General features: G+C 55.6%; 24 protein-coding genes. 20 read left to right on the forward strand and 4 right to left on the reverse strand.

The genetic code is table 11. The features are described from left to right. Positions 1-67: 67 nt before the first annotated feature. The 3 genes from ppsA to ACIQW9_RS03620 all read left to right on the forward strand — a co-directional run bounded on the left by ppsA (position 68) and on the right by ACIQW9_RS03620 (position 4135). Entirely contained in the window at positions 68-2506 is a 2439-nt protein-coding gene (gene ppsA, locus ACIQW9_RS03610) for a phosphoenolpyruvate synthase (RefSeq protein WP_402333045.1), read from the forward strand. A gap of 180 nt (positions 2507-2686) precedes the next feature. After that, positions 2687-3139: an NfeD family protein gene (locus ACIQW9_RS03615; protein WP_402333048.1), complete on the forward strand. Its 453-nt coding sequence runs from the start codon at positions 2687-2689 to the stop codon at positions 3137-3139. A gap of 60 nt (positions 3140-3199) precedes the next feature. Continuing rightward, positions 3200-4135 carry an SPFH domain-containing protein gene (locus ACIQW9_RS03620; RefSeq protein WP_402333051.1) on the forward strand — a complete coding sequence of 312 codons (936 nt, stop codon included), beginning with the start codon at positions 3200-3202 and terminating at the stop codon, positions 4133-4135. Between the two features lie 63 nt (positions 4136-4198). Here the strand turns inward: ACIQW9_RS03620 and smpB are convergent, their stop codons facing one another. Beyond that, on the reverse strand, positions 4199-4648 hold the full coding sequence (gene smpB, locus ACIQW9_RS03625; protein ID WP_402333054.1) for an SsrA-binding protein SmpB: 450 nt from the start codon (positions 4646-4648) through the stop codon (positions 4199-4201). 63 nt (positions 4649-4711) lie between these two features. Here smpB and ACIQW9_RS03630 point away from each other — a divergent pair, with 63 nt between their 5' ends. Beyond that, on the forward strand, positions 4712-5143 hold the full coding sequence (locus tag ACIQW9_RS03630; RefSeq protein WP_402333057.1) for a type II toxin-antitoxin system RatA family toxin: 432 nt from the start codon (positions 4712-4714) through the stop codon (positions 5141-5143). Between the two features lie 4 nt (positions 5144-5147). Then, on the forward strand, positions 5148-5456 hold the full coding sequence (locus ACIQW9_RS03635) for an RnfH family protein (RefSeq protein ID WP_402333060.1): 309 nt from the start codon (positions 5148-5150) through the stop codon (positions 5454-5456). A gap of 46 nt (positions 5457-5502) precedes the next feature. On the opposite strand, the gene ACIQW9_RS03640 is transcribed toward ACIQW9_RS03635, so the two are convergent. Continuing rightward, entirely contained in the window at positions 5503-6009 is a 507-nt protein-coding gene (locus tag ACIQW9_RS03640) for a DUF4124 domain-containing protein (RefSeq protein WP_402333062.1), read from the reverse strand. Positions 6010-6172: 163 nt separating this feature from the next. Between ACIQW9_RS03640 and guaB the strand changes: the two genes are divergently transcribed. From guaB to guaA, 3 genes are read left to right on the forward strand one after another with little or no spacing between them, the layout of a single operon-like run. Then, on the forward strand, positions 6173-7633 hold the full coding sequence (gene guaB, locus ACIQW9_RS03645; protein WP_402333065.1) for an IMP dehydrogenase: 1461 nt from the start codon (positions 6173-6175) through the stop codon (positions 7631-7633). A 25-nt stretch (positions 7634-7658) separates the two neighbouring features. Next, a complete protein-coding gene (locus ACIQW9_RS03650) occupies positions 7659-8108 on the forward strand; it encodes a GAF domain-containing protein (protein ID WP_402333068.1) in 450 nt (149 codons plus the stop codon). Between the two features lie 46 nt (positions 8109-8154). Further along, positions 8155-9774 (forward strand): glutamine-hydrolyzing GMP synthase, encoded by a 1620-nt coding sequence (guaA, locus tag ACIQW9_RS03655; RefSeq protein ID WP_402333071.1) that lies wholly within the window; start codon positions 8155-8157, stop codon positions 9772-9774. Between the two features lie 116 nt (positions 9775-9890). Here the strand turns inward: guaA and norR are convergent, their stop codons facing one another. Next, positions 9891-11414 (reverse strand): nitric oxide reductase transcriptional regulator NorR, encoded by a 1524-nt coding sequence (norR, locus tag ACIQW9_RS03660; protein WP_402337853.1) that lies wholly within the window; start codon positions 11412-11414, stop codon positions 9891-9893. Positions 11415-11569: 155 nt separating this feature from the next. Between norR and ytfE the strand changes: the two genes are divergently transcribed. From ytfE to azu, 3 genes are all read left to right on the forward strand, one after another. Beyond that, the gene (ytfE, locus tag ACIQW9_RS03665; RefSeq protein ID WP_402333073.1) at positions 11570-12244 is read left to right on the forward strand and encodes an iron-sulfur cluster repair protein YtfE; all 675 of its coding nucleotides are present in this window, start codon (positions 11570-11572) and stop codon (positions 12242-12244) included. Between the two features lie 26 nt (positions 12245-12270). After that, entirely contained in the window at positions 12271-12681 is a 411-nt protein-coding gene (locus ACIQW9_RS03670) for a hemerythrin domain-containing protein (RefSeq protein WP_402333076.1), read from the forward strand. A gap of 70 nt (positions 12682-12751) precedes the next feature. Beyond that, positions 12752-13174 carry an azurin gene (gene azu, locus ACIQW9_RS03675; RefSeq protein WP_402337855.1) on the forward strand — a complete coding sequence of 141 codons (423 nt, stop codon included), beginning with the start codon at positions 12752-12754 and terminating at the stop codon, positions 13172-13174. A gap of 186 nt (positions 13175-13360) precedes the next feature. Here the strand turns inward: azu and ACIQW9_RS03680 are convergent, their stop codons facing one another. Continuing rightward, on the reverse strand, positions 13361-13777 hold the full coding sequence (locus ACIQW9_RS03680) for a group III truncated hemoglobin (RefSeq protein ID WP_402333078.1): 417 nt from the start codon (positions 13775-13777) through the stop codon (positions 13361-13363). Between the two features lie 362 nt (positions 13778-14139). On the opposite strand from ACIQW9_RS03680, the gene cydD reads away from it, so the two are divergent. From cydD to tadA, 9 genes are all read left to right on the forward strand, one after another. Beyond that, a complete protein-coding gene (gene cydD / locus ACIQW9_RS03685; RefSeq protein ID WP_402333081.1) occupies positions 14140-15858 on the forward strand; it encodes a thiol reductant ABC exporter subunit CydD in 1719 nt (572 codons plus the stop codon). Next, positions 15855-17558 (forward strand): amino acid ABC transporter ATP-binding/permease protein, encoded by a 1704-nt coding sequence (locus tag ACIQW9_RS03690; RefSeq protein ID WP_402333083.1) that lies wholly within the window; start codon positions 15855-15857, stop codon positions 17556-17558. The genes cydD and ACIQW9_RS03690 overlap by 4 nt, the downstream gene beginning before the upstream one ends. 47 nt (positions 17559-17605) lie before the next feature. Beyond that, on the forward strand, positions 17606-19207 hold the full coding sequence (locus ACIQW9_RS03695; RefSeq protein ID WP_402333085.1) for a cytochrome ubiquinol oxidase subunit I: 1602 nt from the start codon (positions 17606-17608) through the stop codon (positions 19205-19207). Beyond that, positions 19204-20358 carry a cytochrome d ubiquinol oxidase subunit II gene (cydB, locus tag ACIQW9_RS03700; RefSeq protein ID WP_402333088.1) on the forward strand — a complete coding sequence of 385 codons (1155 nt, stop codon included), beginning with the start codon at positions 19204-19206 and terminating at the stop codon, positions 20356-20358. The genes ACIQW9_RS03695 and cydB overlap by 4 nt, the downstream gene beginning before the upstream one ends. A gap of 64 nt (positions 20359-20422) precedes the next feature. Further along, on the forward strand, positions 20423-20545 hold the full coding sequence (gene cydX / locus ACIQW9_RS03705) for a cytochrome bd-I oxidase subunit CydX (RefSeq protein ID WP_011870882.1): 123 nt from the start codon (positions 20423-20425) through the stop codon (positions 20543-20545). 122 nt (positions 20546-20667) lie between these two features. Beyond that, complete coding sequence (locus ACIQW9_RS03710; RefSeq protein WP_402333091.1) at positions 20668-22314, forward strand: Na+/H+ antiporter; 1647 nt, start codon at positions 20668-20670, stop codon at positions 22312-22314. Between the two features lie 285 nt (positions 22315-22599). Then, a complete protein-coding gene (gene queE, locus ACIQW9_RS03715; RefSeq protein ID WP_402333094.1) occupies positions 22600-23235 on the forward strand; it encodes a 7-carboxy-7-deazaguanine synthase in 636 nt (211 codons plus the stop codon). An 18-nt stretch (positions 23236-23253) separates the two neighbouring features. Continuing rightward, entirely contained in the window at positions 23254-23703 is a 450-nt protein-coding gene (queD, locus tag ACIQW9_RS03720; RefSeq protein ID WP_402333096.1) for a 6-carboxytetrahydropterin synthase QueD, read from the forward strand. 8 nt (positions 23704-23711) lie between these two features. Next, on the forward strand, positions 23712-24224 hold the full coding sequence (gene tadA / locus ACIQW9_RS03725) for a tRNA adenosine(34) deaminase TadA (RefSeq protein ID WP_402333099.1): 513 nt from the start codon (positions 23712-23714) through the stop codon (positions 24222-24224). The last annotated feature ends 20 nt before the right edge of the window (positions 24225-24244 follow it).

Raw genomic sequence — 24244 nt, forward strand, 5'->3', positions numbered from 1 at the left:
AATAACAAAAACTGTAGCCTCAGAAAGGCACGCATGAAGATTTCTTGTCATCAAAGCAGAGGTTGTTATGTCGAACGTTGTAAACACTGGTATTAAGCATGACCAGGTAGCAGAAGGAAATTACGTCATTTCCTTCGAACATCTACGGATGTCTGATGTGGACTCGGTGGGAGGTAAAAACTCTTCATTGGGAGAAATGATCAGCCAGCTTGCAGAAGCAGGCGTGCGGGTGCCGGGCGGTTTTGCCACCACGGCACAGGCATTTCGGGATTTTCTAGAACATAGCGAAGGCGGCGGGCTGAGCCTGGCGCAACGCATTGCCGATCGGCTTGCCGATTTGAATACCGACGACGTCCGTGCGCTGGCACAGGCTGGCGCCGAGATTCGGCTATGGATCGTGGAAACGCCGTTTCAGCCGCGACTCCTAAACGAAATCACGCAGTACTATCAAAAACTTTCCGCTGACTCATCCAAGGAAATGTCGTTTGCCGTGCGTTCTTCCGCGACCGCTGAAGATTTGCCGGACGCGTCGTTTGCCGGCCAGCAGGAAACTTTCCTCAACGTCGTCGGCATCGAGAATGTGCTGGAAGCCATCAAGCATGTGTTCGCTTCGCTGTACAACGACCGCGCCATTTCCTATCGCGTGCACAAGGGCTTCACGCATGCCGAAGTAGCCTTGTCGGCCGGTGTGCAGCGCATGGTGCGTTCCGATCTGGGTTCTGCCGGTGTGATGTTTACACTGGATACCGAATCCGGTTTTACGGATGTGGTTTTCATCACTTCCAGCTACGGCCTGGGTGAAACAGTGGTGCAGGGTGCCGTCAATCCTGACGAATTCTATGTGCACAAGCCGATGCTGGAACAAGGCAAACTGCCTATCATCCGTCGCAATATCGGTTCCAAACTGATCAAGATGGAATTCACTGCCGAAGCGAAAGCAGGGCACTCAGTGCAGACCGTCGATGTACCTATCGGCATGCGCAATCGCTATTCGCTGACCGATGAAGAAATCGTGCAACTGGCAAAGTACGCCGTCATCATTGAAAAACACTACGGTCGCCCTATGGATATCGAATGGGGCAAGGACGGTCTGGATGGCCAGCTCTACATCCTGCAAGCGCGTCCGGAAACCGTCAAGTCGCAGCAAAAGCCGACTGATGTGCAGCAACGCTTCAAGATGAAAGGCAGCGGCACCGTATTGACCGTCGGTCGTGCCATTGGCCAGAAGATCGGCGCCGGTCCGGTGCGTGTGATTCTCGACGCGGCAGATATGGAGCGCGTACAACCGGGCGACGTACTGGTCGCTGACATGACTGATCCTAACTGGGAACCGGTCATGAAACGCGCCTCCGCCATCATTACCAATCGCGGCGGCCGTACCTGTCACGCAGCGATCATCGCGCGTGAACTGGGTGTGCCTGCTGTTGTTGGTTGCGGTGACGCAACCGAGCTGTTGAAGGATGGCGCGCTGGTCACGGTGTCTTGCGCTGAAGGCGACGAAGGCAAAGTCTACGACGGCTTGCTGGAATCCGAAGTGACAGAGATCGCACGCGGCGATTTGCCTGAACTGCCATTGAAGATCACGCTCAACGTCGGCAATCCTCAGCTCGCGTTTGACTTCCAGTCGATTCCCAATGCAGGTGTCGGTTTGGCTCGCCTGGAATTCATCATCAACAACAATATCGGCGTACATCCAAAAGCCATTCTGGAATATCCGAACATTGATCCGGATTTGAAGAAGGCAGTGGAATCGGTCGCACGCGGCCATGCGTCGCCGAAGGCTTTTTATATCGACAAACTGGCGGAAGGCATTGCCACCATCGGTGCCGCATTCTGGCCGAAGCCGGTGATTGTGCGTCTGTCGGATTTCAAATCGAACGAGTACAAGAAGTTGATCGGCGGTTCGCGTTACGAGCCGGATGAAGAAAATCCTATGCTGGGTTTCCGCGGTGTCGCGCGTTACCTGGCGCCGGATTTTGCCGAATCGTTCGAGATGGAATGCAAGGCGATGAAACGCGTGCGCGATGAAATGGGACTGACCAACGTCGAGATCATGGTGCCGTTTGTACGTACCCTGGGCCAGGCTGAAAAAGTCATCGACCTGCTGGCGAAGAATGGTTTGAAACGCGGCGAGAACGGCTTGCGCATCATCATGATGTGCGAAGTCCCATCGAATGCCATTCTGGCGGAAGAGTTCCTGAATTACTTCGACGGCTTCTCTATCGGTTCCAACGATTTGACGCAGTTGACGCTGGGTCTGGATCGTGACTCCGGCATGGAAATTCTGGCGGCCGATTTCGACGAGCGCGATCCCGCAGTATTGGCCTTGTTCTCGCGTGCGATTGCTGCATGCCGCAAGCAGGGAAAATACGTGGGTATTTGCGGTCAGGGGCCATCGGATCATCCGGATTTTGCAGAGTGGCTGATGAAGGAAGGCATTACTTCGCTTTCACTCAATCCCGATTCCGTCATCGAAACATGGCAGAACCTGGCTAAACGTCTGTAAAAAAATAGTGATGATGGTCGGGTGCTTAAATTATTTTCCAACACAGTTTTTTAGACTAGACTGTGGACACCCGACCGGATAACACTGAACAAGCTTTATCGTGGTTTATCAACCCTCGTTGCTCTCCGGACTGCGAGGGTTTTTTGCTTAATAAACAAAGGAATGCGTAAAGGAATGCTGATGACGGACTGGATGATTTGGTTTGCGGTGGCATGCGTGTTGATCATATTGGAGATGGCAACCGGCACCTTTTATCTATTGATGATTGCCATCGGCGCTGCAGCAGGCGGTATCGCTGCACTGAGCGCCGCAAGCGGCACATGGCAATGCATATTGGCGGCAGTGATTGCAGCGGTCGCTACATTTGCCTTGCGCCGCAGTCGTTTTGGCCGGACGGAAAATCTGGACGCATCGCGTGATCCCGGCGTGAATCTGGATATCGGACAAACGCTGGAAGTCGCAGAGTGGCGCCATGTACCGGGCGCAGCCAGCAGCGCGCGCGTTATGTATCGCGGTGCCTTGTGGGATGTTGATTTAGCCAGCGACGGCACGGCAGTAGCTGGTCAATTCCGGATTCAGGAAGTGCAGGGCAATCGTTTGATTGTCATCAATAGCAATGCGACGGATAGTTAGACCTCCCGTTTCGCAGATCAGATAAAGTACGACCCAATCGCAACATACCAAGGAGTTCCCATGTTCGGTACTACCAGCAGCACCATCATTTTTTTGCTCTTCGTCGTGATTGTTTTTGTCGTCAAGACGATCAACGTCGTGCCGCAACAGCACGCCTGGGTCGTTGAGCGCCTGGGTAAATATCACGCCACGCTGGGCCCTGGCCTGAAGATCGTGCTGCCCTTCATCGATCGCATCGCCTACAAGCATTCGTTGAAGGAAATTCCACTCGATGTGCCCATGCAAGTCTGTATCACCAAGGACAATACGCAACTCGAAGTCGACGGGATTCTGTATTTCCAGGTGACCGATCCCATGCGTGCATCGTACGGTTCATCGAATTACATTTCGGCGATTTCGCAACTGGCGCAAACGACTTTGCGTTCGGTTATCGGCCGCATGGAACTGGACAAAACCTTTGAAGAGCGCGACTTGATCAATCACAGTGTGGTTGGCGCGGTCGATGAGTCGGCCTCGAACTGGGGAGTGAAAGTCTTGCGTTACGAGATCAAGGATCTGACCCCGCCGCGTGAAATTTTGCATGCAATGCAATCACAGATCACTGCCGAACGCGAGAAGCGCGCACTGATCGCAGCGTCGGAAGGACGCAAGCAGGAGCAGATCAATATTGCTACCGGTGAACGCGAGGCATCGATTGCCCGTTCGGAAGGCGAGAAGCAGGCGGCGATCAATCGTGCGCAGGGTGAGGCATCGGCGATTCTGTCTATTGCGGAGGCAACTGCCGAGGCCATACGCAAAACTGCGTCGGCGATACGCGAGCCGGGCGGCTCGGATGCCGTGAATCTGAAAGTGGCCGAGCAGTATGTCGAAGCATTCGGCAAGCTGGCGAAGACCAATAATTCCATCATCATTCCAGCCAATCTGGGCGATATGGGCGGACTGATTGCAACGGCCATGCAGGTTGTGAAATCGCAGGGCTCGCAAATCAAGTCCTGAGTATGGAGAAACGGCCGGAAGACGGTCGACGAAATTCAAAACGGCGCTGCAGAGCGCCGTTTTTTATCGTCGGTTCTGTTTCATCACCGCCTGAATTTCGCGTTGCGTATCGCGCTGTTTTTCGCTATCGCGCTTGTCGTGCTGTTTCTTGCCTTTCGCCAGCCCGATCTCGCACTTGATATAGCCTTTCTGATAGTGCAGATTCAGCGGCACCAGTGTGTAGCCGGCGCGCTCAACCTTGATCGACAATTTTTTGATCTCGTCGGCTTTCAGCAGCAGCTTGCGCGTGCGCACCGGATCGGGCGTGACGTGTGTGGAGGCGGAGGCCAGGGGACTGATATGCGCACCGAAGAGGAAAATTTCTTCATTGCGTACGATCACGTATGCCTCTTTCAATTGCGAGCGTCCGGCGCGTATGGCCTTGACTTCCCAACCCTGCAATACGATGCCGGCCTCGAAGCGCTCCTCGACAAAATAATCGTGGAATGCTTTTCTGTTATCAACAATGCTCATGAGTTTCGGCTAATGGTCGGTTAAAATGGCAACTCTGCGATTCTATCAAACGGTTCCTATTCGATGGCAGTAGTGCACAAAACAGTTTTGCTGGGTTACAGCGCCGAACAGATGTTCACGCTGGTTGATCGGGTCGAGGATTATCCTCAATTCCTGCCATGGTGCGGAGGAATAGATGTCAAACAGCGGGAAGAGGGTAAGCTGGTGGCGAGCATCATGATCAATTATCACGGGATCAAGCAAAGTTTCACCACCGAGAACACGACGGTGCGGCCGGTGTCGATGACCATGCGTTTGCTGGAAGGGCCGTTCAAGGAATTGCATGGCACCTGGACTTTCAAGCCCTTGCGTGAAGATGCCTGCAAGATTGAATTCGATTTGCAGTATGAATTTTCCAATCGTCTGATCGAATCCATTATCGGGCCGGTGTTCAACATGATTGCGACCAGCTTTGTCGATTCATTCAGCAAGCGGGCGGAAGAAGTCTATGGCTGACGATATGAGCAATGCCCCTGCCGTCATCCATATCCAGATCTGCTACGCCAGAGAGGATAAGCAGTTTTTGCTGGATCAGACGGTGCCGTCCGGTACGACGATCCAGCAGGCAATTCAGGGGAGTGGAATTATCCAGCTGGCGCCGGAAATCGATGTGAGCGTCTGGCGTGTAGGTATTTACAGCAAATTGAAAACGCTGGATACCGTGCTGCACGAACACGACAGGGTGGAAATTTACCGGCCCCTGATCGCCGATCCAAAAGACTCCCGGCGCAAGCGCGCCGAAAGTCGGGACGTCAAAAAGAAGGCCTGACAGACCTGCCGGTTTCAGCGGCCGGTTTTGGTCAAAATCTCAAACCTTATTTGCATTCTTCCAGCGCGCGTTTGTTTTCACGCATTTCCTGCACCCGTTCCTCATCGCTCAGATAGTCACGTTCGCCGGACGTATCCATACGGCTGATGCGCTGGCCCGAATCCAGCACGCGCTTGTAATTGCCAGCCTGTTCGCAGTTTTTCTTTTTGTCGGCGGCAGCCTGTTTTTTTGCTTCGGCTTCCTTGTCCTTTTCCGCTTGCTGTGCACGGCGTTTCTGGAAGTCGGCGTTCTTTTCAGTGATGGTTTGCGGGCCTTTTTTTGCCGCTTCGCCATCTTTTTCAGTTTCTTCGGCCGGTTTTGCCGGCGTGCTGACTGGCGTCAGGCCCTTTGGCGATTTGAGAATTTTGCTGTTCGGCACCGATGCGGGTGGCGGTGTGTCGGAATACTGTTTGTTGCCTTTGTCATCCAGCCAGACATATTGAGCCATGGCTGCGCTGGTGCATCCGGCGAGCAAAATGGCGACAGCAAGGCGTTTCAAACCGGGTGCATGCATGGTGTGTCCTTAAAGGAAGGCGGAATAAATACTTGTGCGATTTCGCCATGCTTCCTGCCATCTGTCAATGCATAGGCTGGGTTTGCCGTAAATCTTGTCGCAAGGGCGGGACGCGGCAAGCGGATTTCTGTATAATTCGGTTTTGCGCCAATAGGAAAACACTATGCGTTTATTACAAAAAGCACTCACATTCGATGACGTGCTGCTGGTTCCGGCTTATTCCGACATTCTCCCTAAAGATACTTCTCTTGTTACGCGCCTGACGCGCAACATCACGTTGAATATCCCCTTGCTGTCTGCAGCGATGGATACCGTGACCGAAGCGCGCCTTGCCATTGCGATGGCCCAGGAAGGCGGTATCGGCATTATTCACAAGAATCTGACTGCCGCCGAACAGGCGCGCGAAGTCGCCAAAGTCAAGCGTTTTGAGTCCGGCGTGGTGCGCGATCCGATCACGATTCCTCCCAATACCAAGATCCGCGATGTGATGGCGCTGTCGCAGCAACATGGCATCAGCGGTTTCCCGGTTGTGGAAGGCAAGAATGTCGTCGGCATCATCACCAACCGCGATCTGCGTTTTGAAAACGAACTGGATGCGCCGGTCAGCAGCAAGATGACGCCCAAGGAAAAACTGGTGTTCGTGCCTGAAGGTGCGGATCTGGTGGAAGCCAAACGTCTGATGAACAAGTACCGTCTGGAGCGCGTGCTGGTCGTCAACGACGCGTTTGAGTTGCGTGGGCTGATTACCGCTAAGGATATTCAAAAGGCGACCGAGCATCCGCTGGCATCCAAAGACAGCCAGGGCAAGTTGCGCGTCGGTGCCGCAGTCGGTGTCGGTGCAGACAACGACGAGCGCGTCGATCTGCTGGTCAAGGCTGGTGTGGACGTGATCGTGGTCGATACTGCGCACGGCCATTCCAAAGGCGTGCTGGATCGCGTGCGCTGGATCAAGGATAACTACAAGGGCGTGGATGTCATCGGTGGCAATATTGCGACTGCTGCTGCTGCGCTGGCTCTGGTTGAACATGGTGCGGATGGCGTCAAAGTCGGCATCGGTCCAGGTTCGATTTGCACCACGCGTATCGTCGCCGGCGTCGGCGTGCCGCAAATTACTGCCATTTCCAATGTGGCGGAAGCGCTCAAGGGTACCGGCGTACCGTGTATCGCTGATGGCGGCATTCGCTTTTCCGGCGATATCTCCAAGGCATTGGCCGCAGGCGCATCGACCGTGATGATGGGCAGCATGTTTGCCGGCACCGATGAAGCGCCAGGCGAAGTGATTCTGTTTCAGGGCCGTAGCTATAAGGCTTACCGCGGCATGGGCAGTCTGGGTGCGATGGCGGATGGTTCAGCTGATCGTTACTTCCAGGACCCGGCGAATAACGTCGACAAGTTCGTACCGGAAGGTATCGAAGGTCGTGTTGCCTACAAAGGCAGCATGGTCACGATTCTGTATCAACTGGTGGGCGGCGTCCGTTCAACCATGGGTTACTGCGGTTGCGCGACGATAGACGCTTTCCGTGAAGCGGCAGAGTTCGTGGAAATCACCTCGGCGGGCATGAGCGAATCGCATGTGCACAACGTGCAGATCACGAAGGAAGCGCCGAACTATCGCGCTGACTAAGATCGTGTTGCGGCAGGCGAATGAAATGACGGTAGCAGGCAGGGTGGAGCACGAGGATCTTGTGCAGACGATTGCGCGTATCGAGCGGCTGGGTAAAGGTCTGTTCGGCGTTACTGCCTGTGTCGTGCAACTGCATGCTGCGGATGAGATGCTGGCCGAAACGGCTTTTGCCTCGTCAGCGCATCGTTTCTGCGCCGATCTGCCTTTAGGCGAGGTCTTGCAACTAATGCCCGAGAAAGCATCGCCTTTCAGCCCTGCGCTGGGCAAGGTCGATAATTTCGAGGTGCGGTTTTGTGCCCTGCAGCCTTTGCGCGATCGCGCCGGCAATGTTGTCGGCAGGGTAGTGCTGATACATGAGCGCTCGCGCGCTTTCACATCCGGCGATGGACACTGGATGGCGGATCTGGCGGCGCTAATCGAGCGGGAATTGCACTTCTCCGGATTTTCCGCTGATGCACCCCGCACCGGGTCCTGATCTGAAAATTAACTGTTCCACATTGAAACGCTAAGCCATTTATCTCATGCATTCGAAAATTCTCATCCTCGATTTCGGTTCCCAGGTCACCCAACTGATCGCACGTCGCGTGCGCGATTCCGGTGTTTTTTCCGAAGTCTATCCGTATGACGTCAGCGATGAATTCGTGCGCAATTACGGCGCAGCCGGCGTGATTCTGTCGGGCGGTCCGAACTCGGTGATCGAGGGCGACGAGTCGCCACGCGTACCGCAAGCCGTATTTGAACTGGGCGTGCCTGTGCTGGGAATCTGTTACGGCATGCAGGCGATGGCGGAGCAACTGGGCGGCAAGGTCGAAAATGGCACCGTTCGCGAATTCGGTTACGCCGAAGTGCGCGCACATGGTCACACCGCACTGCTGAAAGACATCAGCGACTTCACCACGGCTGAAGGTCATGGCATGCTGAAGGTCTGGATGAGTCATGGCGACAAGGTCAATGAAATGCCGCCCGGCTTCAAGCTGATGGCATCGACGCCAAATTGCCCGATTGCCGGCATGGCCGACGAAGCGCGCCGCATGTATGCATTCCAGTTCCATCCGGAAGTCACGCATACGCTGCAGGGCAAGGCCATCATCGCGCGCTTCGTGCACGATATCTGCGGCTGCAAATCGGACTGGAACATGCCCGACTATATTGCTGAAGCGGTTGAAAAAATTCGCCAGCAGGTCGGCAGCGATGAAGTCATTCTCGGCTTGTCCGGCGGTGTGGACAGCAGCGTTGCTGCGGCACTGATCCATCGCGCCATCGGCGACCAGCTGACGTGCGTATTTGTCGATCACGGCTTGCTGCGTCTCGATGAAGGCAAGATGGTGATGGACATGTTCGCCGACAATCTGGGTGTCAACGTGATTCGTATCGATGCAGTCGATCAGTTCATGGGCCATCTGGCCGGCGTGACCGATCCGGAAGCCAAGCGCAAGATCATCGGCCGCGAATTCGTGGAAGTGTTCCAGGTCGAAGCAGGCAAACGCAAGAATGCGAAGTGGCTGGCACAAGGCACGATTTATCCGGACGTGATTGAAAGCGCAGGCAAGGGCAAGAAGGGGCACACCATCAAGAGCCACCACAATGTCGGCGGCTTGCCTGAGACATTGAACCTGCAATTGCTGGAACCACTGCGCGAATTGTTCAAGGATGAAGTGCGTCAGTTGGGCGTGGCGCTCGGCCTGCCGCACGATATGGTGTATCGCCATCCTTTCCCCGGTCCTGGCCTGGGCGTGCGCATACTCGGCGAAGTGAAAAAGGAATTTGCTGATCTGCTGCGCCGTGCCGATGCGATCTTTATCGAAGAACTGCGCAATACGCCATATGTGCTGGCGGCCGGCGCCTCGGAAGCAACCGACAACGGGATTCCGCATCGCAATTGGTACGACGCAACCAGCCAGGCCTTCGCGGTATTTTTGCCGGTGAAGTCGGTCGGCGTGATGGGCGATGGCCGTACCTATGAATACGTGGTGGCCTTGCGTGCAGTGCAGACGCAGGATTTCATGACGGCGCACTGGGCGCATTTACCATACGATCTGCTCGGCAAGGTTTCCAACCGCATCATCAATGAAGTACGCGGCATTAACCGCGTGGTGTACGACATTTCCGGCAAGCCGCCGGCCACGATCGAGTGGGAATAAACGCTTTCCTTCCGCGCGCATTCGGCGCGGAGAAAAGCATCATGTAGTTCCTGACGCCATCCTCATCGGATGGCGTTTGCGTTTACCAGGAATGTTTACCAGCAATTCCGGGAAAATTAATCCTTGAGCCCGAGTCGCCGTGCCAGCTTGTGCAGATTGCTTGCATCCACATCCAGTTGCCGCGCTGCCTGCGCCCAGCTGCCGCCATTGGCATCCAGCGCCTGCTGAATGGATTGGCGCTCACATGTTGCTACCGCGTCGCGCAGAGACGATATGGCGAGTGGAATGCCGGGTGCCGTTGCCTGAGACGCCAGTGCTGGCGGCAATTCCAGTGCATCCAGATCAAGCAGCTCTGCTTCCAGTGTGATGATGTCGTTGCGATTGACACCACGACTGAGTGTCTTGAGTGCAGCACGGCTGATCACATGTTCCAGTTCGCGCACATTGCCCGGCCAGCGATAGCGGCGCAGGGCAGCTTGCGCATCGCTCGATAAACGCAGGCTGCGCAAGCCGAGTCGTGCACGATTGAGTTCCAGAAAACGGCCAGCCAGCAGCAGCACATCGTTGCCGCGTTCGCGCAGTGGCGGAATCGGCAAGGGATAGACCGACAGGCGGTGATACAGATCTGCGCGGAATGCGCCGTCCCGCACCAGGTCGCGCAAGTTGCGGTTGGTGGCGGCGATCACGCGCACATTGACGCGTCGCGGCCGGTCTGCGCCCAGGCGCTGAATCTCGCCGTTCTGCAAGGTGCGCAGCAATTTGGCCTGTACCGCCAGCGGCAGTTCACCCACTTCATCGAGAAACAGCGTGCCGCCTTCGGCAGCTTCAAAACGGCCGGGCCTGTCGCTGATGGCGCCCGAGAAGGCGCCTTTGGCATGGCCGAACAATTCGCTTTCTGCCAGCGATTCAGGCAATGCCGCGCAGTTGACGTGCACCAGCGGCTTGGCATGACGACGCGACTGACGATGCAGGCGGTGCGCAAACAATTCCTTGCCGACGCCGGTCTCACCGAGTAGCAGCACCGGCAGTTCCGAATCGGCGACCACGCGCAACTCATGCAATAGCTGGCCGATTGCTTCGCTCTGGCCGATGATTTCACTTTCCTGCTTGCTGCTGTCCATAGGCGCATCGCCACGTGTCAGCCGCAGCGCACGAATTTCGGCTTCCAGGCGGGTGATGCGGATAGATGCCTCGATGACCATCGTGAGTTTTTGGAGCTCCGTTTGCGCAGTGTCATCGAAGGTGCCAATCTGCAGCGCATCCAGCGTCAGCACGCCCCAGGGCTGTCCCTCGACATGCAGGCTGATGCCCATGCAATCGTGCACTGGCAAGGGTTCACCGATGTGCTCGTCGATCAATCCATCGTAAGGGTCGGGCAGCGTACTGTCGTGGTGGAAGCGGGTGACGTCGCGTCGCGTCAGAATGGCGGCCAGGCGCGGATGCTGGCTGATCGCGAAACGACGACCCAGCGCATCGCGCACCAGGCCATCTACGGCAATCGGGCGCAAATGCTCTTCTTCCAGTTGCAGCAAAGCCACGGCACCACAACGAAAATGCGTACGCAAAGTGCTGACCAGCCGCTGCATGCGGATCGCCGGCGCAAGATTGGCCACCAGATCGGCGAGGAAGAAATTTGTCATCATGGTCAAAACAACCTTAAGTGGTTTAATTTACCTTTTTTATTTGGGGTAAATAATACCATTGCATTCCCATAACATTGATTTTGTTAGGTTTTTTTCAGGCACGCGATTCGCATTGTCTTCTTTGTACATACTTGTGAAAAAAGGGGGGAGCGATGGACATGCTCGATCAATCACTAGGGCAACTGGCCCGCAGCGTCGCTGGCGCTACCAGGGTTTTTAATGATTACCAGCTGGATTTTTGCTGTGGCGGTAAATACAGCTTGCGCGACGCCGCGCAAGAAAAAGGTATTGATGCGGAGGAAGTCGCACAGCGTCTGGCAAGCCTGCAAGGCGCCACGGATGAAACCGACTGGAATGCCGAGTCGTCGGAAAGTTTGATTGACCATATCCTGCTGCGTTTTCATGAACGTCATCGTCAGCAATTGCCGGAACTGATACGGCTGGCACGCAAGGTCGAGCAGACGCACGGCGAGCGCAATGACTGTCCGGTCGGCCTGGCGGATCACTTGAGCGAGATGCAGCAGGAGCTGGAAAGCCATATGAAAAAAGAGGAGCAGATACTGTTTCCCTTGCTGCTATGCGGCCAGGCAGCACTGGTAGGAGGACCGATCACCATCATGCGCATGGAGCACGACCAGCATGGCGACGCCTTGCAGCATCTGCTGGCGCTGACGAACGATATCAGCTTGCCGCAGGCCGCGTGCAATACATGGCGGGCGCTGTATTTTGCGTTGCGCGTATTTCGTGAAGACCTGATGGAGCACATCCATCTGGAAAACAACATCCTGTTCGAGAATGCTGCGCTGATCCGTTCGGTGCATGCGTAAAGATTTTATTTCAAGTGGAACGATAGATGAATATTGATAAATTCAAACAGCAGCACGTCGATATCCTCGGCAACATTGCAAGCCTGCGCAAGCTGACCCAGGCTGGCGTGGCACTGAACGCGTCAGATATCGCCAGGCTGGTCGTGGCGATGAGTTCGACCATCAAACTGCATCTGGCTGTCGAAGACAAGGTTTTGTACCCGGCCTTGCAGAACGGCCAGAATGCCGCCATGGCGCGCATGGGTAAACAGTTCCAGGAGGAAATGAGTGTGATTGCGCGTACTTACGAAGGGTTTGCACAACGCTGGAATACGGCGCACAGTTTGCAACGTGATGAAGATGGTTTTCGTGCTGATGCCAATATTGTCTTGCGTACGCTGCATGAACGTATGCAACGTGAAAACCGCGATTTTTATCCGCGCATAGAAGCTTTGTAAGTGAGCAGGTTTTATTGTTGTTTGCCTAAAGGAGAAAAAAGTGAAGATATGGAAAACCACAGCCTTGCTGATGCTGGCAGGATTGAGCAGTTCGGTGCTGGCAGCAGATTGTTCGACCGAGATAGAAGGCAACGATGCGATGCAATACAACAAGGCCAGTATCAGCGTGCCGCAAAGCTGTAAGCAATTTACCGTCAAGCTCAAGCACAGCGGCAAGTTGCCGAAAACGGCAATGGGTCATAACTGGGTACTCAGCAAAACTGCTGACGTGCAAGGTATCGACACTGATGGCATGGCCGCCGGTGCCGCTAAAAACTATGTGAAAGCCGGCGATGCGCGAGTGATTGCGCATACCAAAGTGGTAGGCGGTGGCGAAAGCGATGCCGTGACATTTCAGACCAGCAAGCTCAAGGCAGGCGAAAGTTACACTTACTTTTGCTCTTTCCCTGGCCATGCAGGAATCATGAAGGGCAGCCTGCAGTTGACGAAGTAATGGTGCACGCCGGTGACAGCGCTGCAAGTACCTGAGGAGGGGAAAGCGTCGCAGCCGCCGGCAGGCTGCATTCTCTTGCCAGAATTTTCATTGCATGCCGGATGACGAAAGACCGTCTTGCGCCGTGCAAAAATCCCGACTATATATTCTGCTCGTTATCGCGATGCAGCAGGCTTCTGCAGCAATTCAACTAGCAGGCAAATCCGTAGGCAGCGCATCCGGATTGCGGCTCATCTGATACCCGTACCAAAGACTTTGCGCAATGCGCTGTGCAGCGGCATAGGCGCGTTCGCCCATCGCCTGATTGGCTTGCTGTTTGATGGTTTCATCAAACAGCGCCAGCCAGCGCTGGAAAAGCGCCGGATCCAGATGACTCAATGCCGTATGTTTTTGCATCGGCGTGCCGGTATAACGGCCGGTGCCACGCAGGATGGATGACCAGAAATCCACCAGTTTTGACAGATGATGATCCCAGTCTTCGACTTCGCTATTGAAGATGGGGCCGAGCATGTCGTCACGCCTTACCTTGGCATAAAACGCATGTACCAGTTGTGTGACTTCTTCGTCGCTGCAAAGATCGCTTGCGGGCACTTGATTCTCCATGAATGAAAGACGCGCGAGGGCGTGTGAAAGCGCATTACTGACATCATAAGCGCTTCATGCCGTTCCTGTATGCCTGCCGTTATCATCATTTTAGCGGACCTTCAATGCCTTGCGTGAAGCAGCAGCGTGCCTCAATGATGGCGGTACATCATGAATGTCTTCAGCACTGCGATGGCGATAGCTGACCACAATCAAAAGAAACTGCCTCCGATTAGCTTAAATATATTATTCAAATGTAAATTTGATGCAATTCGTTTTCACTGACATTCTTTCCGGCAGCATCCAGAAATTCAGCTCATCAGTGAGGCATAAAATGGATGCTCATGGATCGGATGCAGAATTAACAGCGACGATCAGCCATAATGCATAGCACTATGCACCCAAGCTCAGAATCTCCCCGTCGCTTGCAGTCCGCTCAAAGGTTCGATATGGGTGCTGCTCTGCAAACGCTGGCAGCCTTGCTGTGGTTGCCGCAAGCAGCTTTGCTGGCTTATGCCGTGCAAGGCGTGGCAGATGGCGGTGGCCTGGAGGCCGTCAGGATTCCTGCCTTACTCCTGCTGATTGTCGGCTTGCTGCGTGCTGCCTGCGATGCATGCGGGATCCGACTGGTATTCAAAAAAGCACGCTTGCGCCTGTCTGGGTTGCGCGCACAAGTTGCTGCATCGCTGGCAGCGCGTTCTCCGCTGGATGTACAGCGTCCGGCCTCGGGTCTTGCCGCGAGTGTCATGGCGGAACAGGCGGAAGCAATCATTCCTTATCTGACCCGTTATCGTCCTGCGCGTCTGCGCTCCACGCTTGTTCCCTTCGTTATTCTCGTCATCGTTTTCCCTTTCTCGTGGGTCGCCGCACTGATTTTGCTGGTGGCAGCACCCTTGATTCCGCTTTTCATGGCGCTGGTCGGCTGGCGTGCGAAAGCCGCAAGTGAAGCGCAGATGATCGAGATGGGCGGTATGAATGCCTTTTTACTGGATCGCCTGCGTGGATTGGCGACCTTGCGCACCCTGGGTGCCGTGGATATCACTGCCTTGCGTTTGCGTGACGCGGCAGAAGCATTGCGTCAACGCACGATGGCGGTCTTGCGCATTGCGTTTTTATCTTCTGCCGTACTCGAACTGTTTGCCGCTCTGGGCGTGGCGATGGTGGCGGTTTATACAGGCTTTCATTTACTCGGCCAGCTTGAATTCGGCGCCTGGGGCAGACGCCTGACATTGGGAGAGGGTTTGTTCATCCTGCTGCTGGCTCCAGCTTTTTTCGAACCGCTGCGTGATCTGTCCAGCGTCTGGCATGACAGGGCAGCTGGCGAGGCGGCGCTGGAGGCGATGGAGCGCCTGAGCGGAGCAGGCATATTGCTGCCGGGTGCAAGCGCCAAGCCCATCCTGCCGCAGACGGGTTTTCCGTATGAAGATAAAGCGGCGCCGGCAGTCGAGATTCACGGTTTGCACTTTTCGCATGCAGGAGCCGCCGCACTGGTGTTTGACAGTTTTGCGCTGCATGTAAAAGCCGGCGAGCGTATCGCGATTGTGGCCGCCAGCGGTGGCGGCAAATCGACCTTGCTGGCCCTGCTGGCGGGTTTGGTGCCGGCGCAGGGCGGCGAGATCAGAATAGGCGGTGTGCTTTTGGCGGAAAACACCATCCATGCCTTGCGCACGCGCATGGCATGGATAGGGCAGAAGCCGCATATTTTCGCCGGCTCGGTGTGCGCCAATGTCGCCTTGGGCCGGCAGGATATCGATGCGCAGGATGTGGCGTCGGCACTGCGTTTTGCTGCGCTGGACAAGGTGCCGCAAGCGCAGCCCGGCGTTGGCCTGGGTGAAGGTGGCGGAGGTTTGTCGGGTGGCGAGGCGGTGCGGCTGGCACTGGCGCGTGCGGCGGTTGACCCGCATGTCGATTTGCTGCTGGTGGATGAACCGACTGCGCATCTGGACAGCATGACGGCGCATCAGGTCACCGAGGCCCTGCTGCAACTGGCGCAGGGAAAAACCATGATCATTGCCACGCATGATCCGGTACTGGCGGCGTGCATGGATCGCGTGATCATGCTGGATACCGATGCAAATACGGATGCGAAGGTGCCGGCATGAAGCTGTGGCGCGATCTGTATCCGGTATTGGCCTTGTTCCTCGCCGCCCGGCGTCACAATAGTTTGCTGCTGGGCGCTTTGCTGGCTGTCGTGACCGCCTTGTCAGGCATGGCCTTGCTGGGCTTGTCCGGCTGGTTCATCACGGCGACCGCGATTGCCGGCTTGAATGTCTCGCTGGCGTTTACTTTCGATGTCTTCATGCCGTCGGCTGGCATCCGTTTGCTGGCGCTGGGCCGCACTTTTTCCCGTTACGGCGAAAGACTGGTGACGCACGATGCGACGCTGGCCGTGCTGGCGGCCTTGCGCGAACGTCTGTTTCGCGGCTGGGCGCAGGCGGAGGCTGCGCGGCGTTTGCTGGCCCGACCCGCGCAATTATTGTTCCGCCTGACTGGAGATATAGACGCGCTGGATACGCTCTACCTGCGCATCCTGGTACCTTTTGCCGCGGCAATTGCCGTGGCTTTGGCAACCGGTCTTGCGCTGAGTTTTCTCGATATCCGCTTGGGAATAGGGATGGTCGTCTGGCTGATCGCGGCCGGTGTGGGGATAGCCTTGCTCACCGCGCAAGCTGCGCGTGCGGCGTCGCGGCGTCGCAGTTATGCGCTCGAAGCCCTGCGCGCGCGCAGCATCGATCTGCTGGCCGGGCAGACGGAATTGATCATGGCCGGACGTCTGGATGCGCAGATAGAAACGCTGGCTATCGCCGATCGTTACCTGGCGCGTGCAGATGATGCCTTGAACCGGCTGGAAGTGCAGGCAGGCGCAAGCTACGCTGCGGTCGGTAGCTTGACGCTGGCTGCGACCTTGCTGGTGGTCGCAGCGCTGGTTGAGGCAGGAGAGATAGGCGCGCCGCTGGCTGCACTGGCCTTGCTCTTGGTGCTGACGGCGCTGGAACCGTTTGCCGGACTGCGTCGCGGTGCGCTGGAGTTGGGGCGCACGGTGCTGGCTGCGCGCCGGCTGGCGCCGCGCCTGCAGCAGACGGAAACGGCAAGTGCAGGTGCGCAATCTCCGGGGGATAATCTGATCCTCAATCTGGTGAATATGACAGCGCATCCTGCCGGCCCGGAGGCGCCAGGCGATCCTGTTTTGCACAACATTACATTCGCCATGCGAGCCAACGAACGCGTGGCATTGATAGGCGCGAGCGGGGCGGGTAAATCGACTTTAATGGCAGTCGTTGCCGGAGAGTTGAGCGCGCAATCCGGTTTGCTGCAAGTCGCGCCACACTGCTTGTTGACACAGCGCACCGAGCTGTTCCAGGACAGCCTGGGCAACAATCTGCGTCTGGCCGATGCGCAGGCTGACGATGCACGACTATGGCAGGTATTGCGGACAGCCGGTCTGGCCGACGATGTGGCAAGGATGCCGGCCGGACTGGACAGGCGACTGGGTGAAGGCGGCATGGGTTTGTCTGGCGGACAGTTGCGCCGGCTGGCACTGGCACGCTTGTTGTTGCGACAGGTGCCGCTGTGGTTGCTTGACGAGCCGACTGAAGGGCTCGATCCGGCCACTGCACGCGATGTGCTGCAAAGGCTGGATACGCTGGCGCAGGGACGGGGAATACTGCTGGCAACGCATGTGCGGCGTGAAGCGGCGTTGGCGAACCGCTTGGTTTGTCTGCAATATGGGCGTATCGTTAGGGACGTTACGCGTGGTGATGCGGATTTTGAAATGGTATTGAATACGCTGCGGCCGGATTGATTGGAGCTGTCAGCGCAACAAGTTCAAATCAGATACAAAGGACGTTTATGGAACTCGATATTGTTTCCTTGTCCCGCCTGCAGTTCGCCATCACGGCGCTGTATCACTTTCTGTTTGTTCCGCTGACGATAGGGCTGGCGATCCTGCTCGCCATCATGGAAACGGTCTACGTCATGACCGACCGCGTCATCTGGCGCGACATGACCAAATTCTGGGGCACGCTGTTCGGCATCAATTTCGCGATGGGTGTGGCGACCGGAGTGGTCATGGAATTCCAGTTCGGCATGAACTGGAGTTACTACAGCCACTACGTCGGTGATATTTTCGGGGCGCCGTTGGCGATAGAAGGCCTGATGGCCTTTTTTCTGGAAGCGACCTTCGTTGGCCTGTTTTTCTTCGGCTGGGACAAACTCTCCAAAGTGGGGCACTTGATCACCACCTGGGCGGTGGCCATCGGCTCCAATTTCTCTGCATTGTGGATTCTGATTGCCAACGGATGGATGCAAAATCCGGTCGGTGCCGCGCTCAATCCGGAAACCATGCGCATGGAAGTCACCGACTTTGCAGCAGTCCTGACCAACCCGGTTGCGCAAGCCAAATTCGTGCACACGGTATCGGCCGGTTATGTGACGGCAGCGATTTTCGTGCTGGGAATTTCAGCATGGTATGTGCTGAAAGGGCGCCATCTCGAACTGGCCAAACGTTCGATGACGGTGGCAGCGTCTTTCGGCTTGGCGGCGGCACTGTCGGTAGTGGTACTGGGCGATGAAAGCGGTTATCTGTCAACCGAACATCAAAAAATGAAACTGGCTGCGATTGAAGGAATGTGGGAAACCCAGCCGGCACCGGCCAGCTTTACCCTGATCGGTTTCCCGAATCAGGAAGCACGCGAGACACACTATGCGATTCATATACCGTGGGTGATGGGCTTGATCGGCACACGTTCGCTGGATACCGTGATTCCCGGTATTAATGAACTGGTGCAGCATGCTGAATTGCGTATTGCGAACGGCATACAGGCTTACGATGCCTTGCAAAAAATTCGCGCCGTCGGGCAGGGTGAAAAAATCACGCCGGAAATGCGCTTTGCATTTGAAGAAACCGGCAGCGATCTCGGCTATGCCCTGCTGCTCAAACGCTATGTAGACGATCCGCGCCAGGCTACGCCGGCTCAAATTTCCCGGGCGGCACTGGATACCGTACCGCAGGTTGCTCCTCTGTTCTGGCTGTTCCGCATCATGGTCGGGATAGGCATCTTCCTGATTCTGCTGACGGGCACTTTCTTTTTCCTGTCGGCGCGCCGGCAACTCACCAAACATCGCTGGTTGCTGAAGCTGGCGGTGTGTGCGATACCCTTGCCATGGATAGCCGTCGAAGCGGGCTGGCTGGTGGCTGAATTCGGCCGCCAGCCGTGGGTGATAGAAGGCGTACTGCCGACAGCGGTGGCGGTATCCAGCCTCGGCATCAAGACACTGCTGATTACGTTGTGCGGTTTCATCCTGATTTATACCGTGCTCTTCATCATCGAGATGAAACTGATTTTCAAGGCGATTCATGCCGGGCCGAGCTCAGAACATTCACCTCGAGAAATGAGTGACCTGAAACCTGTTCTTGCCGGCACTCCTGCAGCCGCACCGGAGCAATCATGATACTGCACACACTCATCGACTACGATATTCTGCGTCTGATCTGGTGGGCTTTGATCGGCGTGTTGCTGCTGGCGTTCGCGGTGACGGACGGCTTCGATCTGGGCACCGGCATATTGCTGCCTTTTGTTGCGCGCAACGATATCGAAAGGCGCGTCGTCATCAATAGCGTAGGACCGGTATGGGAAGGCAATCAGGTGTGGCTGATTCTGGGCGGCGGGGCAATTTTTGCCGCATGGCCGCAGCTTTATGCCGTTGCATTTTCCGGTTTCTATCTTGCCATGTTTGCGATTCTGGTCGCGCTTATCCTGCGTCCGGTAGCATTTAAGTTTCGCAGCAAACGCGAAGATCCGGGCTGGCGCGCACGCTGGGATGGCGTACTGTTTTTTTCAGGTTTCGTGCCGACGTTGATTTTCGGTGTGGCGCTGGGCAATGTGTTGCAGGGCGTACCGTTCCGGCTTGATCCGCACATGCATATTTTCTACGAAGGCAGCTTTTTCGGTTTGCTGAATCCGTTTGCCTTGTTGTGCGGGCTGGTCTCGGTCGCCATGCTGGTCATGCACGGCAGTGCGTGGCTGCAGTTGAAAACAGACGGTGTGGTGGCAGAGCGCGCGCGACGCTACGGCAGCATGGCGGCGCTGGCGACGGTGCTGCTGTATGCCTTTGCCGGTCTGCTGCTGTGGAAATACGTGGATGGCTATCGCATTACCAGCATGATCGATCCAGTCGGCCCTTCCAACCCTTTGCTGAAAACGGTCGAAGGGCATGCGGGTGCGTGGTTCGTCAATTACGCCGCGCAACCGTGGACGATGGCGGCACCGGTTCTGGGTCTGCTTGGAGCGCTCGGTGCATGGTTGGGTTTGCGCATGCGGCGTGAAATATTCACACTGCTGTGCAGTGCAGTGAGCATCAGCGGCATCGTGCTGAGTGTGGGTGCGTCCATGTTCCCCTTCATCCTGCCATCGTCCATTCATCCGGCTGCCAGCCTGACGGTATGGGACTCTTCATCCAGCCATCTGACCCTGTTCATCATGCTGGTGGTAAGCGTGATTTTTATTCCGATCATCGTCGCTTACACGACCTGGGTGTATCACGTGTTGTGGGGCAAGGTGGATGAAAAAGCGATACGCGATGAAAGCGGACATGCATATTGACGGAGCAATGTGAAGATCGTGCCGTCGTCATCTGACAGCCATCAATCAAAGACAAGGACAAATCATGTGGTATTTTGCCTGGATGCTGGGTCTGCCTCTTGCAGCGGCTTTCGCCGTGCTGAATGCGATGTGGTACGAGCTGATGGACGATGAAGCAATACGCAAGGAAAAACTCGGCAACTCGTAATTGAATGAACTTTATAACGGTATGCGCGTAGATGGTCGTTTCGATAAAATGGGGCTCGAATTAAAACTTGAGACTTAAGTTTTAGAACATCAGTATCAGCACCCAATGAGATTCAAGCCTAGATGCATACCGTTACGATCGCTTTGATTTTATTGCTGGCCGTGTTGGCCAGCGGATTCTTTGCACGACTACTGCCAATCAAGGTGCCTTTGCCCCTGGTGCAGATTGCAGTGGGAGCCGGGCTGGCTTACGGCTTTGGCATCAGCGTCCCGCTCGATCCTGAATTTTTCTTCCTCTTCTTCATTCCGCCCTTGCTGTTTCTGGACGGCTGGCGCATTCCCAAAAGCGCCTTTTTTCGCGACGTGCGCCCAATCACCACGTTGGCGATTGGTCTGGTGCTCTTTACGGTCCTCGGCATGGGCTACTTCATACACTGGATGATTCCATCCGTACCGCTGGCCGCCGCGTTTGCGCTGGCTGCAATTCTATCGCCCACCGATCCGGTTGCGGTTTCTGCCATCGCTTCACAAAGCCCGATTCCACCGCGTCTGATGCACATACTCGAGGGCGAAGCATTGCTCAACGATGCGTCCGGCCTGGTCTGCTTTCGCTTTGCATTGGCGGCGGTGATTACCGGTACGTTTTCCTTTCTGGATGCGTCGATAGAGTTCCTGTGGACAGCAGGCGGTGGTTTGCTGGTCGGCGTCCTCGTGGCATGGCTGATTGGCGTCGCGAATAAGTGGCTGGTATTTGCTGTCGGTGAAGATCCCGGTAGTCAAATTTTGATCAGCCTGTTGCTGCCATTTGCGGCTTATTTGTTGGCAGAACATTTGCAGGTTTCCGGCATTCTTGCTGCTGCCGCTGCCGGCATTACCACGCACTACACCGATATGGTCGGCCGCCGATTGGCGACGACGCGCATGCAACGCCGCGCAGTGTGGGACACGATACAGATGGCGCTCAATGGCGTGATTTTTGTGATTCTCGGTGCGCAAATACGAACCACGGTGGAAGGTTTGCCTATGGTGGCAAACAATATGGGATTGAGTAGCGCATGGTGGTTATCGCTCTATGTGATTGCGATTGGCGTTGCGCTAACCGGTCTGAGATTTTTGTGGGTGTGGAGTACGCTCCGCTTCACTTTGTTCAAGAAGCGCCGTGATCAGTCTAGCGATATCAAGCCTTCTATGCGCGTGCTCCTGTTGACCGCATGTTCAGGCGTACGTGGCGCGATCACACTGGCCGGTATTTTGACTTTGCCTTTATTGATGCCGGATGGTTCTGCATTCCCGGCGCGGGATTTGCTGATTTTTCTGGCAAAAGGCGTAATCCTGCTTTCGCTATTGAGCGCAAGCGTGGCCTTGCCTTTGTTGAGCAAGGACATGAAGTTTGCGCCCGAACCGATGCTGGGCATGGATGAAGGACATGCCCGCGTCGCAGCAGCAGAAGCCGCCATCCGTCACATCAAATCACTATGCGACGCTGCGCCGGAAAATGCAGAAAATAACGGTCAAACAGAAGCAGCCATGCGCGTCACCGAACTCTATCGGCGACGGCTGGATTACGGTTTAAGCGAAGGCGAAGAAGCCACCCGCATACAACTGCTGGCAGAGAAAGAACGTGAACTGCGCCTGTCCGCGATACGCGCAGAACGCGACGAGTTATTTCAGATGTGGTTGCACAACAAGCTGGACGATACTTTGCATCAACGTTTGTTGCGTGAACTGGATTTGATTGAAGGGGCGCTGACGCGGCATGTGCAACATTAGTTGCTTAATCCACATCGCCGATTGATGTTGCTATTGAATACGTCCCTGCTTGATTGCCAAAGTTTGAGTAGGAAATTATAGGATTCAGGATTTTCATTATTAAGATTGCATCTTAATGGCAGAAGAGGTGCATAGCGCTCACGTATCTCATCCGGCCATGAGGGAAAGCCCGCTCTGGTCTATAATGACGGCCCGCGATACACAAGCAAAACAGCGTAGTTCCGCATCCATTTGCGAGCTGTCATTTGCCAGCGGCCTTGCATCAACCTTCATCCGGCCATCATTTTGACTTACAGCATAAAAGAGATTTTCTACACATTACAGGGCGAGGGCGCGCACGCCGGGCGGCCTGCCGTGTTTTGCCGTTTTTCCGGCTGTAATCTGTGGACTGGTCGTGAAAGCGATCGCGCCACCGCCGTGTGCCAGTTCTGCGATACCGATTTTGTCGGCACAGATGGCGAAGGCGGCGGCAAGTTTGCCGATGCGGTGAAACTGGCAAACACGATCAATGCTTTGTGGCCGGCATCGTATGCTGCCAGCAAATACGTGGTGTTTACCGGCGGCGAGCCATTGCTGCAACTGGATACAGAACTGATCGATGCAATGCACGCGGTCGGCTTTGAAATCGCGATTGAAACCAATGGCACCTTGCCGGTGCCGGCCGGCGTTGACTGGGTTTGCGTCAGTCCGAAGATGGGTTCGCAACTGGTGGTGCGCAAAGGCAGCGAATTGAAGGTCGTGATTCCGCAGCTGGCGCAATCGCTGGCGGCGTATGAAGACCTGGATTTTGAACACTTCTTCGTGCAGCCTATGGACGGCCCATTGGCGGAACAGAACACCAAGCTTGCTATTGATGTCTGCAAACGCAATCCGAAATGGAAGCTGAGCATACAGACCCATAAACTTTTACAGATACCCTGACGTAGTACAGAAAAAATCATGCTGACAATTACCCGCAAACTTGAATTCGATGCCGGTCACCGTATTCCCGACCACAAAAGCCAGTGCCGCAATCTGCACGGCCATCGCTATACGCTCGAAATCACACTGGTCGGCAATGTGATTGACGAAGAGGGCAGTTCCGATAACGGCATGATCATGGATTTTTCCGATATCAAGTCGCTGGCGAAACAGCATCTGGTTGATGTCTGGGACCATTCTTTTCTCGTTTATGAAAAAGATGCCAAGGTGCGCGAGTTCCTTGAAAGCATACCTGACCACAAAACCGTGATCATCGATCGTATTCCGACAGTGGAAAATCTGGCGCAAACCGCATTTAATATCCTGAATGCGGCATACAAGGATCATTACGGCACCGGCTTGCGTCTGCACAAACTGGTGCTGCACGAAACGCCGAACTGCTGGGCTGAAATCACTGCGGAAGGCTGATTGCTCTCATGGCGGATGCATGTCAGGATGTAACGCAGGACGAGATCTGGATGCGGCAGGCGCTGGATCAGGCGCATAACGCGTGGGCGCTGGGCGAAGTTCCGGTTGGCGCCGTGATCGTCAAGGATGGGCAAGTCATTGCCACCGGTTTCAATCAGCCCATAGGCACGCACGACCCGACCGCACATGCAGAAATCATGGCCTTGCGTGCTGCGGCAACCATACTCGGCAACTACCGTCTTCCCGGCTGCGAACTGTATGTCACGCTGGAACCCTGCGTGATGTGTTCGGGTGCGATGCTGCATGCGCGGCTTGCGCGTGTGGTGTTCGGTGCATCCGACCCCAAGACTGGCGCCTGCGGCTCTATCGTCAATCTGTTCGAACAGAATCAACTCAATCACCATACGCAACTGACCGGCGGCCTGATGGCGCAGGAATGCGGTGCCTTGCTGAAGGACTTTTTTGCGGAACGTCGCAAGGCAGCGCAAGCAGCAAAACTGGATGACTCCAATCCTGTCTGACAGCACTATGCTCGTGCCTG

The organism is Herminiimonas sp. NPDC097707 (assembly GCF_044761395.1).
Classification (GTDB): domain Bacteria; phylum Pseudomonadota; class Gammaproteobacteria; order Burkholderiales; family Burkholderiaceae_D; genus Oxalicibacterium.

What these genes read in the sequence shown, in the direction of transcription:
- ppsA (WP_402333045.1), top strand. Translation starts at nt 68, where the DNA reads ATGTCGAACGTTGTAAACACTGGTATTAAGCATGACCAGGTAGCAGAA.
- ACIQW9_RS03615 (WP_402333048.1), top strand. Translation starts at nt 2,687, where the DNA reads ATGACGGACTGGATGATTTGGTTTGCGGTGGCATGCGTGTTGATCATA.
- ACIQW9_RS03620 (WP_402333051.1), top strand. Translation starts at nt 3,200, where the DNA reads ATGTTCGGTACTACCAGCAGCACCATCATTTTTTTGCTCTTCGTCGTG.
- smpB (WP_402333054.1), bottom strand. Translation starts at nt 4,648, where the DNA reads ATGAGCATTGTTGATAACAGAAAAGCATTCCACGATTATTTTGTCGAG.
- ACIQW9_RS03630 (WP_402333057.1), top strand. Translation starts at nt 4,712, where the DNA reads ATGGCAGTAGTGCACAAAACAGTTTTGCTGGGTTACAGCGCCGAACAG.
- ACIQW9_RS03635 (WP_402333060.1), top strand. Translation starts at nt 5,148, where the DNA reads ATGAGCAATGCCCCTGCCGTCATCCATATCCAGATCTGCTACGCCAGA.
- ACIQW9_RS03640 (WP_402333062.1), bottom strand. Translation starts at nt 6,009, where the DNA reads ATGCATGCACCCGGTTTGAAACGCCTTGCTGTCGCCATTTTGCTCGCC.
- guaB (WP_402333065.1), top strand. Translation starts at nt 6,173, where the DNA reads ATGCGTTTATTACAAAAAGCACTCACATTCGATGACGTGCTGCTGGTT.
- ACIQW9_RS03650 (WP_402333068.1), top strand. Translation starts at nt 7,659, where the DNA reads ATGACGGTAGCAGGCAGGGTGGAGCACGAGGATCTTGTGCAGACGATT.
- guaA (WP_402333071.1), top strand. Translation starts at nt 8,155, where the DNA reads ATGCATTCGAAAATTCTCATCCTCGATTTCGGTTCCCAGGTCACCCAA.
- norR (WP_402337853.1), bottom strand. Translation starts at nt 11,414, where the DNA reads ATGACAAATTTCTTCCTCGCCGATCTGGTGGCCAATCTTGCGCCGGCG.
- ytfE (WP_402333073.1), top strand. Translation starts at nt 11,570, where the DNA reads ATGGACATGCTCGATCAATCACTAGGGCAACTGGCCCGCAGCGTCGCT.
- ACIQW9_RS03670 (WP_402333076.1), top strand. Translation starts at nt 12,271, where the DNA reads ATGAATATTGATAAATTCAAACAGCAGCACGTCGATATCCTCGGCAAC.
- azu (WP_402337855.1), top strand. Translation starts at nt 12,752, where the DNA reads ATGCTGGCAGGATTGAGCAGTTCGGTGCTGGCAGCAGATTGTTCGACC.
- ACIQW9_RS03680 (WP_402333078.1), bottom strand. Translation starts at nt 13,777, where the DNA reads ATGGAGAATCAAGTGCCCGCAAGCGATCTTTGCAGCGACGAAGAAGTC.
- cydD (WP_402333081.1), top strand. Translation starts at nt 14,140, where the DNA reads ATGCATAGCACTATGCACCCAAGCTCAGAATCTCCCCGTCGCTTGCAG.
- ACIQW9_RS03690 (WP_402333083.1), top strand. Translation starts at nt 15,855, where the DNA reads ATGAAGCTGTGGCGCGATCTGTATCCGGTATTGGCCTTGTTCCTCGCC.
- ACIQW9_RS03695 (WP_402333085.1), top strand. Translation starts at nt 17,606, where the DNA reads ATGGAACTCGATATTGTTTCCTTGTCCCGCCTGCAGTTCGCCATCACG.
- cydB (WP_402333088.1), top strand. Translation starts at nt 19,204, where the DNA reads ATGATACTGCACACACTCATCGACTACGATATTCTGCGTCTGATCTGG.
- cydX (WP_011870882.1), top strand. Translation starts at nt 20,423, where the DNA reads ATGTGGTATTTTGCCTGGATGCTGGGTCTGCCTCTTGCAGCGGCTTTC.
- ACIQW9_RS03710 (WP_402333091.1), top strand. Translation starts at nt 20,668, where the DNA reads ATGCATACCGTTACGATCGCTTTGATTTTATTGCTGGCCGTGTTGGCC.
- queD (WP_402333096.1), top strand. Translation starts at nt 23,254, where the DNA reads ATGCTGACAATTACCCGCAAACTTGAATTCGATGCCGGTCACCGTATT.
- tadA (WP_402333099.1), top strand. Translation starts at nt 23,712, where the DNA reads ATGGCGGATGCATGTCAGGATGTAACGCAGGACGAGATCTGGATGCGG.